The following is a 12,540-nucleotide window of genomic DNA, read 5'->3' on the forward strand; positions in this document are numbered from 1 at the left end:
GTTTCCCAGCAATTGCCGACATTCCGAACATTCGAATAGTCGCCCACTCGACCCGGTGGTTTTCCCAGTGGGGGAATGAAAGATCTCTGAGTGACCTATTTGGGAATCTTTATTTCCCATCGAAGGTTAGTTCGCCGGCTGGCACTTGAACCACAGTGCCATCAGCTGAAAGCACGTCGAAATCCGGCGCCCTCCCGCTGACCTTCTGGATGAACTTCCCCGGATCTTCAGGGTCAACGAATAGCGTCATGCCTTGACCATCTCGGAAGACCACCTCAAAGCGCTGAGTATCAGGGTCCACAGTCAGACGCAGCTCGCTAATCAATGATTGCAGCCTTGATGCGATCTGAGCGCGGAGCTTGTACACGTCCCCACCTCTGGCAGCCCGCACACGCTCGATCAGCTCCGCAACCTGATCGGGACGGCTGTAATACGTCAATGCTGTCTGGTCGAGGACCGAAATCTCGTGGCGAAGTTGGTTCTCCAGCTTCTTCGCCGCGACCAAATCTAGTTCTGCCTTCTTGATCCGCTGAGCAATGAATGCACTGTCAAAATTCGCCATTTTCAGGCCGATCTCGTAAATCTTGCGCTGCTCGTCCTCCAGCATTTTGATTCTGCCCACGGCGGCATCATGTTGGAACGCCACCTCATGGCGCTTCGACGAGTGCTCACTCGATGACACGAGCGATGCCAAATCAAGCTGCTCTACGAAAGACAAGAACGTCGACTCAAACTGGTCGTAACGCCAGCGACCGATCATCTCGCATCCGAAATTCCGGAGTGCATTCGAGCACACAAGGTACGACTGCCCTTTCGGTGGCGTGCCCTTGTTTTGGTAGTGCATCGGCTTCCGGCAGTAGTCACAGACCGCCAACTTCGAGAACAGATTGGTCAAGTGCTTGCCCTTGGGTCCACCGCTACCCTGTCGGCCAGACTCAGGCTTTGTCTTTCGCTCCAGCCGGCCGCGCTGTGCTGCCTCGAACACGGCCTGGGTCACAATGCGCGGGAAGTAGTTGCGGATGGGATCACCGTCGGGCATCCGCTTTCCGCCCTCCATGCGGTTGGGCTGGAATGTTCCGATCGCCGCTGCACTACTCAAGATCTTGTTGACGGTCGAGTTCTGCCACCCTCCTTTGCCGGTGAAGGTCGGGATGCCTTCTTCGTTCAACCGGCGAACGATCGTGAACGTACCGATTCCAGATGCAGCCTCATCGAAAATCCGACGGACCACGGCAGCATGGTCTTCCAGCACCTCAAAACCCATCCGGTCCGGAGTCAGGCGCAGCCAGCTTGGGCACCTTGCGGTCAGCTTCTTCTGACTGATGACGGCCCGTTTGGCCTTCCAGGCTTGGGACAGACGATCGCTCTTCCGGGCTGATTCCTCGTTCGCCCGGCTCATCTTAGCAATCGAAATGATCAGATCTTCAAAGCTGATCTTGCCTTTGAAGACGCGCTCATCGTCCAGGGTGACCAGCACCAGCCCCGCTTCTACGATTTCGATGAAGGGCTTCAGGGCCACGATCGGCTCCTGCCGGCTCATCCGGTCGAAGGATTCGACGAGCAGATATGAGCCCCGCTCAATCTTCCCCTGGCGAACATCATCCAGGAACTTTCCGAAAGCCCCAGACGCGACATTTTCGCCCCTGTAGCCGGACTTGTTCACGTCGGTGAGATTAAAGTTGACCAGCTCCAGGCTGTGCAGTTCTGCGTATTTTCGCGAGGCTTCACGCTGACGGCGCAGGCTATCGCCCTTCAGCTGAACTTCGGTGGACATCCTGACATAGGAATAGGCCTTCGGCCTATCGGTTGGGAGGGTCATAACCATCAGATTTTATTAACATCTGATAACTTAATTGTCCACCATATCCTCATGATCGGCGCGCCCGGCGCCGGCAAGTCGATGCTGGCGGCGCGCCTGCCCTCGATCCTGCCGCCGCTGTCACCGGGCGAATTGCTCGAAGTCTCCATGATCGCCTCCGTCGCCGGCGAGATCGAGGGCGGCGCGCTGACCGCGCGACGGCCGTTCCGCTCGCCGCATCACTCCGCCAGCATGGCCGCGCTCACCGGCGGCGGCATCCGCGCAAAACCCGGCGAGATCTCGCTCGCGCATCAGGGCGTGCTGTTCCTCGACGAGCTGCCCGAATTCGATCCGCGCGTGCTGGATTCGCTGCGCCAGCCGCTGGAGAACGGCGAGGTCTCCGTCTCCCGCGCCAATCATCGCGTGACTTATCCTGCGCGCTTCATGCTGGTCGCGGCGATGAATCCGTGCCGCTGCGGCCATGCGTTCGAGCCCGGCTATGCCTGCAAGCGCGGCCGCATCGATCGCTGCACCGGCGACTACCAGGCGCGCATCTCCGGTCCGCTGATGGACCGCATCGATTTGCGCATCGAGGTTCCCGCGGTGACCGCCGCGGATCTGATCCTGCCGCCGCCGGCCGAGGGCTCGGCGGAAGTCGCCGCGCGCGTGGCAGCCGCGCGCGACATCCAGCTCGCGCGTTACGCGGATGCGGGCCTGCCGCATGTTCGCACCAATGCCGAGGCGCCGGCCTCGGTGTTGGAAGACGTCGCCAAGCCGGATGCGCAAGGCGCCAAATTACTGCGCGACGCCGCCGAGACTATGCGGCTGTCGGCTCGCGGCTATCACCGCGTCCTGCGGGTGGCGCGCACGCTCGCCGATCTCGACGGCGCCGACAAGATCGGCCGGCTGCATCTCGCCGAGGCGCTGTCCTACCGCGCACTCGCGGAGGATGTGCGGCAGATGGCCTGATCCTTCCGCGCATCAACCCGGCGGTAACGAGTTTCCTTTACGCTCTGCAAACCATAAGGCCCAAGCGTTCCCAGTACGAGTCCACACCGGGCCGGGCGAGTAGAGTGTCATGTTGCGTTTCAAGATCCTGGCCTCGGTTGTTCCCCTGCTGGCGGCCGCGGTGTTCGCCCGCGGCGAGATCGGATCGGTCTCGCATCCCTGCATCGCGCTGGGCGAGACTTCAGTCGAGCTGACATCCCTGTTCTGGACGGCCGGCGTCCATATCGCCTTCACCAACGATCTGTCGCGGGCCACGGTGCGGGTTCAGATCACCGACGATCCGGACGCGGCGGACTTCGCGGTCGTGGACGACGGTCTCGGCTCCGAACCGGACTCCTGTCAGGCCAATCCAGCGACGCGCCTCGTCACGATTGCCGCGGAGCCGGTCGACGGCGGTCCGGTGATTTACCTGTCCACCGACGGGCCAGCCGATTATCGAATCTATGTGCGCTCCAAGACCTTTTCGCAGCGCGAGGCCGCGGCGCTGATCGTCGGCGCCAATGGCGGCCACCGCCCGCTCCCGCTCCAGGCCGCCTCGCTCTGAAGCGTTAACACCTCGTCAACCCTGTTTGGAGGCCGAACCAAAGCCTCAAGCTGTTCGCAAGGTCGGCGAGACATCGTCGCAATTGGCGACGCGGGGTTTCGGAGCAAGAGTCGGGGTCGATGGCGATGGATCGGACGTTCCGGATCAAGGTGCGCATGCGCCGCTTCAGGCGACAGCATCCCCGCATCGCGTTCGCGATCCGCTCCTTCATGATCTTCTCGGCGACGTTCGGCGGCGCCTATGGCTTCGTCTCCGGCAGCCGCTCCGAGAACTCCGGCTACGATCCCAATACGTTTGCGGTCGGCGCGAGCTTCCTGTTCGCGCTCGCCTGCCTCGGCCTTGCCACGCTCAGCATGCGGCTGCGCTTCGTCAACAAGCGGATGCGTAAGCTGGCCGCCCACAACGAGACGCTGATCGACCGCAATTGGGAACTGAAGGAAGCGGAAGAACGCGCGCGCAGCCTGTTCGAACAGCAGGGCGACCTGATCGTGCTGCGCGACCACCAGGGCCGCATCACCTTCGCCAACGACGCCTATTGCGCGCTCGCAGCACAGGCGCGCAACGTGCTGGTCGGCACGCGTTTCGATTTCGACGTCCTCGAGCAGGGCGACAGCGCCCGCGAAAGCAACGGCACGCGCATTCACGACCAGAGGATCACCACCCCGCACGGCGCGCGCTGGATCGCCTGGCGCGAGGGCTATGTCCGTCTCGATGCCGGCCAGCCCGCCGAACTGCAGAGCGTCGGACGCGACGTCACCGACCGCACCGAGACCGAGCGCGCGCTGTCGGACGCGCGCGACCAGGCCGATGCCGCCAACCGCGCCAAGTCGCGCTTCCTGGCGATGGCCTCGCATGAGATCCGCACGCCACTCAACGGCATCATCGGCATGGGCGGCCTGTTGCTCGACACCGCGCTGACGCCAGAGCAGACGACCTATGCCAGGGCGGTGAAAACCTCCGGCGAAGCCTTGATGGCGCTGATCGAGGAACTGCTCGACTATTCCAAGATCGAGGCCGGCAAGCTCGATCTCGACCAGCGCCCGTTCGCGCTCTCGACCATGATCGAGGAGATCACCGAGCTGCTCGCGCCGCGCGCGCAGGCAAAGACGCTCGAGATCGCCGCCTATGTCGACGAGCGCCTGCCGCTCGAGGTCGTCGGCGACGCCGCGCGGTTGCGCCAGGTGCTGCTCAACCTCGCCGGCAACGCCATCAAGTTCACCGCGACCGGCGGCGTCGCGCTGATCGTCGAACCCGGCATCTGGCCGAACGAGATCAGTTTTCTGGTGCGCGACACCGGCATCGGCATTGCACCCGAGGCGCGAACGCGCATCTTCCGAGAATTCGAGCAGGCCGACGAGCGCGTCGCCCGCACCTATGGCGGCACCGGGCTCGGCCTTGCCATCAGCGAACGCATCGTCAAGCGCATGGGCGGCCGCATCACCCTGGAGAGCGAGCCGGGCAAGGGCTCGACCTTCGAGGTCGCGATCCCGCTTGCGCCATCGCAGTCCGGCGCGGGACAGACGGCGTTCCCGAGCCCTGATCTCACCGGCAAGTCGATCCTCCTGATCGCCGACGGCATCGAGGCCTCGCTGATCGCGCGGCGGCTGGAGCGCTGGGGCGGCCAGACCTGCCTCGTCTCGGATGGAGCCGTCGCAGAGGCGCTGCTTCCGGAGCGCTCATGGCATGCGGTGCTGGTCGATCGTGCGATCGGCGCCGTCATCGCCGACCATCTCGGCGAGGTCGCGCGCAAGCATGCGGCGCAGCGGCTGGTGCTGCTGACGTCGAGCTCGCGCCACGAGAAATTTTCAGCTTCCTTCACCGGCTTCCTGATCAAGCCGCTGCGCGCGGCTTCGCTCGCGGCACGTCTCGCGCTGACGCCGGAGGTCGCATCGCCCGAACTGGCGCCGGAGCCGCCGGCCGCCTCCCCCGCCGGCGTCGTAACGGCAAAGGGCCTGTCGATCCTCGTCGCCGAAGACAACGAGATCAACGCGCTGCTGATGCGCTCGCTGCTGACCAAGCTCGGCCACCGCGTCGTCATCGCCGTTCATGGCGAGGCGGCGCTGGAATCCTGGCTCGCGGCGTCATCCGCCGGCACGCCCTACGATCTCGTGCTGATGGACATCCAGATGCCGCAGCTCGACGGCATCGAGGCGACAAAACGCATCCGCACGCATGAGGCCGCCAAAGGCGGCCACCACACGCCGATCCTCGCGCTCACCGCCAATACGCTGGTGGAGGATCGCTATGCCTGTTTCGAGGCCCGCATGAACGGGTTTCTGATCAAGCCGCTCGACCGCGACAAGCTGGACGAGGCGCTGGCCGGGCTGGCGGCGGCGCGGCATCTGGCGGTGTAGGAAGGTCTCTTCTCCGTCATTGCGAGGAGCCCTTGCGACGAAGCAATCCAGAATCCCTCCGCGGAAAGAGTCTGGATTGCTTCGCTGCGCTCGCAATGACGATGTGGCTGCAGGCGTGCGCCAAACACCAATGTCGTAGGGTGGGCAAAGCGCCGCGTGCCCACCATTCACGTTCGAAATGGAGATAGACGGTGGGCACGGCGGCCTACAGCCGTCGCAGCGCCACGCTCGCCACTGTGTGGTCGGCGCCCTTCTTCAGGATCAGCGTCGCGCGGGGGCGGGTCGGCAGGATGTTGTCCTCGAGATTGGCGAGGTTGGTGCGTTCCCAGATCGCGATGGCGGTGGCGGTAGCTTCCTCGTCCGACAACAGCGCGTAGCGGTTGAAGTAGGATTTCGGATTGGTGAACGCGGTGTCACGCAGCGCCAGGAAGCGCTTGATGTACCATTGTCGCAGCGCCGCCTCGTCGGCGTCGATATAGACCGAAAAGTCGAAGAAGTCGGAGACGACGGGCACCGCCTTGCCGTCGCGCGGCAGCTTGCCGGTCTGCAGCACGTTGACGCCCTCGACGATCAGGATGTCGGGCTGGTCGATCTCGGCCCACTGGTTCGGCACGATGTCGTAGGTCAGATGCGAATAGACCGGCGCGCGCACGTGGCGGCGGCCGGCCTTGATGTCGGAGAGGAAGCTGAGCAGCAGCGGCAGGTCGTAGCTCTCCGGAAAACCCTTCTTCTGCATGATGCCCTGCCGCTCCAGCACGGCGTTGGGATACAGAAATCCGTCGGTGGTGATCAGTTCGACCTTCGGACGCGGCGACCAGCGCGCCAGCAGTGCCTGAAGCACGCGGGCCGTGGTCGATTTTCCGACCGCGACCGAACCGGCGACGCCGATGATGTAGGGCATCTTGCGGTCGCGGATGTTGAGAAACTGGCGCTCCGCGTAATACAGGCGCTGCATCGCATCGACATAGATCGACAGGAGGCGCGACAGCGGCAGGTAGATGTCCTCGACCTCCTGCAAGTCCAGGCGATCGTGCAGCGAGCGCAGCCGGTCGAACTCGCCGGGCTCCAGCGTCATCGGCGTGTCGTCGCGCAGTCGCGACCACTGCTCGCGCGTATAGACGCGGTACGGATTATACTGCTGCTCGGGTGCGCGGATATCCATGACGCGACCTTTCCGTTGGGAGCTACTAACCCTTGCGGGACGCCTTTTCTTCCAATCCGGACATATTCGTCCGCTTGTCCAGCGCGGCCTCGACCTCCTCCAGCTTTACGCCGCGGGCCTTGAGCAGCACAAGGAAGTGATAGAGCAGGTCGGCACTTTCAGCGATCAGATGCGCGCGATCGTTTTCGACTGCTGCGATTACGGTTTCGACTGCCTCCTCGCCGAACTTCTTGGCGCAATGCTCGGCGCCCTTGTCCAGGAGCTTGCGGGTATAGGACGCCTCGCCGCCGGCCGCCGCGCGGGCGTCGATGGTGTCGGCCAGATCGTGGATCGTGAAACGCGACATCGGAATTACTCGAAAACACACAAGGCCACGGAGGCCATTCCCCGCAGGCCTATGTAGCATTTTTATGAACGGGAGTCGTCAGGCATCGAGGCGCATGGCCAGTCCGCGCCGGGCCATGTGCTCCTTGGCTTCGCGGATGGTGAATTCCCCGAAATGGAAGATCGAGGCGGCTAGCACAGCCGTGGCGTGGCCGTCGCGGATACCATCGACGAGATGATCGAGATTGCCGACGCCGCCCGAGGCGATCACGGGAACGGGAACGCTGTCGGCGATCGCCCGGGTCAGCGGGATGTCGAAGCCCTGCCGAGTGCCGTCGCGGTCCATGGAGGTGAGCAGGATTTCACCAGCACCGAGCGAGACCACTTCCTGGGCATATTCGATGGCATCGATGCCGGTCGAGTTGCGCCCGCCATGGGTGAAGATCTCCCAGCGGTCGCCGCCCGGACGCTTGACCCGCTTGGCGTCGATCGCGACCACCACGCATTGTTCGCCGAACTTTTCCGCGGCTTCCTTGACGAATTCGCGCCGCGACACCGCGGCGCTGTTGATCGAGACCTTGTCGGCGCCGGCGCGCAGCAGCGTCTTGATATCGTCCACCTTGCGCACGCCGCCACCGACGGTCACGGGCATGAAGCAGGCCTCCGCCGTGCGCCGGACCACGTCCAGCATGATGCCGCGGTTCTCATGGGTCGCGGTGATGTCGAGGAAGGTGAGCTCGTCGGCACCGGCGGCGTCATAGGCGATCGCGGCTTCGACGGGATCGCCGGCATCGCGCAGGTCGACGAAGTTGACGCCCTTGACGACCCGGCCGTCCTTGACGTCGAGGCAGGGGATCACGCGCACCTTGAACATGTGTCAGCTCCTAGGCGGTGCGCGCGTTGCGGATCAGGGTGAGGGCAGAAGCCGGATCGAGCCGGCCATCGTAAAGCGCGCGGCCGGCGATCGCGCCGGCGAGCTTCCTGGCGCGCGGCGTCAGCATCGCCTTGACGTCCTCGATCGAGGCGAGGCCGCCGGAGGCGATCACGGGAATCGAGATCGCATCCGCCAGCGCGATGGTCGCGTCGAGGTTGAGGCCCTTGAGCAGGCCGTCGCGCGCGATGTCGGTGAAGATGATGGCGGCGACGCCTGCATCCTCGAAACGCTGCGCGATTTCCAGCACCGTCACCTGCGAGGTCTCGGCCCAGCCTTCGACGGCGACCTTGCCGTCGCGGGCATCGAGCCCGACCGCGACGCGGCCGGGGAATTTCCTTGCAGCCGCCTTCACCAGTTCAGGGTCGCGCACCGCGGCGGTGCCGATGATGACGCGGGTGATGCCCTTGTCGAGCCAGGCGTCGACGGTCGCAAGATCGCGAATGCCGCCGCCGAGCTGCACCGGGATCTTGATCGTCTTGAGCATCGCCTCGACTGCCTGCGCATTGACCGGCTTGCCGGCAAAGGCGCCGTCGAGATCGACGACGTGGAGATACTCGAAGCCCTGTTCGACAAAGCTCTGCGCCTGGGCCGCGGGATTGAGGTTGAACACGGTCGCGCGCGCCATGTCGCCTTGCTCGAGGCGCACGCACTGGCCGTTCTTGAGGTCAACAGCGGGAAAGAGAATCACGGTTTCCATCGCAAAAAGTTCGAGATCAGGGCCAAGCCGAAACGCTGGCTCTTCTCGGGGTGGAATTGGGTGCCGATGGCGGTGTCCTTCGCGACGATCGCGGTGACCGGTCCGCCGTAATCGGCGCGCGCGAGCACGTCCGCCTCGTTGGCAGCGTTGAGGTGGTAGGAGTGCACGAAATAGGCGTGCTGCCCCTTGGGGCCGAGCGGCAGCCTGTCCAGCACCGGATGCTCGCGCAGCAGGTCGAGCGTGTTCCAGCCCATGTGCGGGATCTTCAGGCTCTCGTCGCGCGGCATGATCTTCTCGACGTCGCCGCCGACCCAGTTCAGGCCCTCGGTGATGACGTGTTCCTTGCCGCGGCTCGCCATCAGCTGCATGCCGACGCAAATACCAAAGAAGGGCCGCGCCTTGACGCGCACCGCTTCGGTGATCGCCTCGACCATGCCGTTGACGGCATCGAGCCCGCGCCGGCAATCGGCGAAGGCGCCGACACCCGGCAGCACCAGACGGTCGGCGCCGTAGGCCTGATCCGGATCGCTGGTGACGAAGACCTTTTGCGGAATCTCCAGGCTGCGCGCGGCGCGCTCGAATGCCTTGGCGGCGGAATGCAGATTGCCTGAACCGTAATCGATGATCGCGACGCTCATCTTGACCCTCCCGGTTCTGGAAACAATCCAATGATGCCGCCCGACGGCAGCGGTGGCGGATTCGAGAATTGCTGACCCGGCACATTGCGGGTTGGCGGCGGGCCGCCGCGATCGACGGCCCATTGATCGTTGACGATGCCGCGCTGCTTCTGGCTCCAGCGCTCGAAGAACCGCCGCTCGGCGGTGTCCTCGTCGTCGGAGATGACGACGTCAAGCTGGCGCCACTTGCCGCGCGACAGTGTCCAGCGGCGCAGGCTCGAGGCCTCGAAACCCATCAGCACCGCGACGATCATATTGGCCAAGAAGATCGAGCTGCGGCCAACGCCGAGGCTATGCAAACCTGCATCGAAGGCAGCCAGAAAAATCACCCAGCCGATCAGCGCCAGCCAGAGCCTGTTCCAGAGCAGCCAGAACGGGCCGAGAACCATCGCCCAGAAATGAAAACCGTCGCGCACGAACACGAACTTGTCAGTCGCGCGCAGATCGGCTCCGGCAGGGGAGGGAGCATGAACTGTGTAGACAGGCATGGTGATGCCCCGCTCCTAGGAATTCAGTGATACCGCAAGCGGCGCGTGCCGCGGGCCGAAAAACGTCAGCCGCCGAGCGAGCCCTTGGTGGACGGGATTTCGCCCACGGCCTTCGGATCGATCGCGACGGCAGTGCGCAGCGCCCGCGCCAGGCCCTTGAAGCAGGACTCGGCGATATGGTGGCTGTTATCGCCATATAGGGTCTCGACGTGGAGAGTCACGCCGGCGTTCATGGCGAAGGCCTGGAACCACTCGCGCACCAGCTCGGTATCGAACTCGCCGATCTTGTCGCGGGGGAAGTCGGCCTTGAACACCAGGAACGGGCGGCCCGAAATGTCGATGACCACGCGCGACAGCGTCTCGTCCATGGGCATGTGGACGCCGGCATAGCGGGTGATGCCCGCCATGTTGCCGAGCGCCTGCTTGACCGCCTGGCCGAGCGCGATGCCGGTGTCTTCGGTGGTATGGTGATGATCAATGTGCAAATCGCCAACCGCCTTGACTGTGAGGTCGATGCGGGAATGACGGGCGAGGAGATCGAGCATATGGTCGAAAAAGCCGATGCCGGTCGCGATATTGGACACGCCGGAGCCATCGAGGTTCACGGTGACCTCGATGTCGGTTTCCTTGGTCTTGCGCTTGATCGTCGCGGTGCGCATTGAAAAGCGGTTTCCATTCTGGTTTTGGACCGAAAACGGCGGTCTTTTAACAGCCAAATGACGCCTTCGCTACTGCGGGAACGGCTGGCCGGGCCTCTACTTCTGCCTATGGTGAGCGAAATGGGCCCGGAGCGGCCCGTTGTACGGTCGGTCCCGACCGCCTAAATCAGGTCCGACAACGAGGTATTTGATGCAGGATTCCCAGAACAGCGCGCCGGGCTGGCACGGCACCACGATTTTGACGGTCCGCAAGGGCGGCAAGGTAGTGATCGGCGGCGACGGCCAGGTCTCGATCGGCCAGACCGTGATCAAGTCCAACGCCAAGAAGGTGCGAAAACTCGGCAAGGGCGACGTCATCGGCGGCTTTGCCGGCGCCACGGCCGACGCCTTCACGCTCTTTGAACGGCTGGAATCCAAGCTCGAGCAGTATCCGGGGCAGCTGACCCGGGCCGCGGTGGAGCTCGCCAAGGACTGGCGGACCGACCGCTATCTGCGGCGGCTGGAGGCCATGATGATCGTGGCCGACAAGGACGTCTCCCTGGTCCTGACCGGCACCGGCGACGTGCTGGAGCCCGAGGCCGGGGTCATGGCGATCGGCTCCGGCGGCAATTACGCCCTGGCCGCCGCGCGGGCCTTGATCGACACCGACAAGGATGCCGAGACCATCGTCCGCCGCTCCCTCGATATCGCCGCCGACATCTGCGTCTACACCAACCGCAATCTGACCATCGAAAGCCTGGCGACCGGCTAGGCCAGACCGAACAGGACATGGCGCCCGCCTACACCTTCCGCCCGATGAGCACGGCCGATTTGCCGCTGATCCGGCGGTGGCTGGGTGAGGCGCATGTGCGGGAATGGTGGGGCGATCCGGACGAGCAGTTTGCGCTCGTGGGCGGCGATCTCGATGAGCCGGCGATGGACCAGTTCATCGTGTTGGCCGGCACCCACCCGTTCGGCTATCTTCAATGCTATCGCCTGACAGCCTGGAATACCGGCTTTGGGCCGCAACCGGAGGGCACCCGTGGGATCGACCAGTTCATCGGCGAAAGCGACATGATCGCGCGCGGCCACGGCTCCGCGTTCATCCGCCAGTTCGTCGACGGCCAGTTGCGGCAGGGCCTGCCACGCATCGTCACCGATCCCGATCCGCTCAACGCACGCGCCGTGCGCGCCTATGAGAAAGCCGGCTTCGTCCGCGACCGCATGGTCGAGACGCCGGACGGGACGGCGCTGCTGATGGTGCGCGAGCCGTGACGCTGACGAGCACGCACGAGAGCGAGGTCGCCGTACCGCCGTACGCCTGGGTCGGCATCGCAATGCTGCTGCTGGCGCTGCAGGCCTCGATCCTGTTCGCGATGGGGCGGGTGCCGATTTGCACCTGCGGCTATGTAAAGCTCTGGCATGGCGTGGTGAACAGCTCCGAAAATTCGCAGCACATCACGGACTGGTACACCTTCTCTCACATCCTGCATGGCTTCCTGTTCTACGGCTTGACCTGGCTGCTGTTCGCGCGCCTGCCCTTCCTGCAACTGTCCTGGCCGGCACGGCTGATCGTCGCCATGCTGATCGAAGGCGCCTGGGAGATCGTCGAGAACTCGCCCTTCATCATCGAACGCTACCGTGCCGGCACGATCTCGCTGGATTATTTCGGCGACAGCATCGTCAATTCGATTTCTGACAATCTGGCCATGATGCTGGGGTTCCTCGCCGCGCGCGTGCTGCCAGTCTCGGTGACCGTCCTGCTCGGGCTAGCCTTCGAGATCATGCTCGCGCTTCACATTCGCGACAATCTGACGCTCAATATCCTGATGCTGATCCATCCGATCGACGCCGTGAAACAGTGGCAATCGGGCCCGCCCATCATCTGACGTAAAATGCGGCTTGTCCCGACCCGC

13 protein-coding genes and 1 pseudogene are annotated in these 12,540 nt (G+C 64.0%); 6 read left to right on the forward strand and 8 right to left on the reverse strand.

All coding sequences use genetic code 11. From position 1 onward, the window contains the following. Positions 1-109: 109 nt before the first annotated feature. A complete protein-coding gene (locus tag ABIB95_RS19170) occupies positions 110-1,825 on the reverse strand; it encodes a recombinase family protein (RefSeq protein ID WP_354241239.1) in 1,716 nt (571 codons plus the stop codon). 33 nt (positions 1,826-1,858) lie between these two features. Between ABIB95_RS19170 and ABIB95_RS19175 the strand changes: the two are divergent. From ABIB95_RS19175 to ABIB95_RS19185, 3 genes and pseudogenes are all read left to right on the forward strand, one after another. Next, positions 1,859-2,767: pseudogene (locus ABIB95_RS19175) on the forward strand (YifB family Mg chelatase-like AAA ATPase); the annotation flags it as partial. A gap of 109 nt (positions 2,768-2,876) precedes the next feature. Then, positions 2,877-3,350, forward strand: a complete 474-nt coding sequence (locus tag ABIB95_RS19180; protein WP_354241241.1) for a hypothetical protein — start codon at positions 2,877-2,879, stop codon at positions 3,348-3,350. A 119-nt stretch (positions 3,351-3,469) separates the two neighbouring features. Continuing rightward, on the forward strand, positions 3,470-5,704 hold the full coding sequence (locus ABIB95_RS19185; RefSeq protein ID WP_354241243.1) for an ATP-binding protein: 2,235 nt from the start codon (positions 3,470-3,472) through the stop codon (positions 5,702-5,704). A 205-nt stretch (positions 5,705-5,909) separates the two neighbouring features. Here ABIB95_RS19185 and coaA read toward each other — a convergent pair whose 3' ends face one another. From coaA to hisB, 7 genes are all read right to left on the reverse strand, one after another. Then, on the reverse strand, positions 5,910-6,866 hold the full coding sequence (gene coaA / locus ABIB95_RS19190) for a type I pantothenate kinase (protein WP_028150152.1): 957 nt from the start codon (positions 6,864-6,866) through the stop codon (positions 5,910-5,912). A 25-nt stretch (positions 6,867-6,891) separates the two neighbouring features. Then, positions 6,892-7,212: a phosphoribosyl-ATP diphosphatase gene (locus tag ABIB95_RS19195; RefSeq protein ID WP_028150153.1), complete on the reverse strand. Its 321-nt coding sequence runs from the start codon at positions 7,210-7,212 to the stop codon at positions 6,892-6,894. A gap of 78 nt (positions 7,213-7,290) precedes the next feature. Next, positions 7,291-8,064: an imidazole glycerol phosphate synthase subunit HisF gene (gene hisF / locus ABIB95_RS19200; protein WP_028150154.1), complete on the reverse strand. Its 774-nt coding sequence runs from the start codon at positions 8,062-8,064 to the stop codon at positions 7,291-7,293. A gap of 10 nt (positions 8,065-8,074) precedes the next feature. Then, positions 8,075-8,812, reverse strand: coding sequence for a 1-(5-phosphoribosyl)-5-[(5-phosphoribosylamino)methylideneamino]imidazole-4-carboxamide isomerase (gene hisA / locus ABIB95_RS19205; RefSeq protein ID WP_354241534.1), 738 nt, complete (start codon positions 8,810-8,812; stop codon positions 8,075-8,077). Further along, positions 8,809-9,459: an imidazole glycerol phosphate synthase subunit HisH gene (hisH, locus tag ABIB95_RS19210; protein WP_028150156.1), complete on the reverse strand. Its 651-nt coding sequence runs from the start codon at positions 9,457-9,459 to the stop codon at positions 8,809-8,811. Before hisH ends, hisA begins: the two co-directional genes overlap by 4 nt. Beyond that, entirely contained in the window at positions 9,456-9,986 is a 531-nt protein-coding gene (locus ABIB95_RS19215; RefSeq protein ID WP_014490809.1) for a DUF2628 domain-containing protein, read from the reverse strand. Before ABIB95_RS19215 ends, hisH begins: the two co-directional genes overlap by 4 nt. 65 nt (positions 9,987-10,051) lie before the next feature. Further along, entirely contained in the window at positions 10,052-10,645 is a 594-nt protein-coding gene (gene hisB, locus ABIB95_RS19220; RefSeq protein ID WP_354241246.1) for an imidazoleglycerol-phosphate dehydratase HisB, read from the reverse strand. Positions 10,646-10,835: 190 nt separating this feature from the next. On the opposite strand from hisB, the gene hslV reads away from it, so the two are divergent. The 3 genes from hslV to ABIB95_RS19235 are packed head-to-tail and all read left to right on the forward strand — an operon-like array spanning position 10,836 to position 12,513. Beyond that, positions 10,836-11,396 (forward strand): ATP-dependent protease subunit HslV, encoded by a 561-nt coding sequence (gene hslV / locus ABIB95_RS19225; protein WP_028150159.1) that lies wholly within the window; start codon positions 10,836-10,838, stop codon positions 11,394-11,396. 17 nt (positions 11,397-11,413) lie between these two features. Further along, a complete protein-coding gene (locus tag ABIB95_RS19230) occupies positions 11,414-11,899 on the forward strand; it encodes a GNAT family N-acetyltransferase (protein ID WP_135213974.1) in 486 nt (161 codons plus the stop codon). Next, positions 11,896-12,513 (forward strand): DUF2585 domain-containing protein, encoded by a 618-nt coding sequence (locus ABIB95_RS19235; protein WP_354241248.1) that lies wholly within the window; start codon positions 11,896-11,898, stop codon positions 12,511-12,513. Before ABIB95_RS19230 ends, ABIB95_RS19235 begins: the two co-directional genes overlap by 4 nt. The last annotated feature ends 27 nt before the right edge of the window (positions 12,514-12,540 follow it).

Source organism: Bradyrhizobium sp. LA2.1, assembly GCF_040547725.1.
GTDB classification, from domain to species: Bacteria; Pseudomonadota; Alphaproteobacteria; order Rhizobiales; family Xanthobacteraceae; genus Bradyrhizobium; species Bradyrhizobium barranii.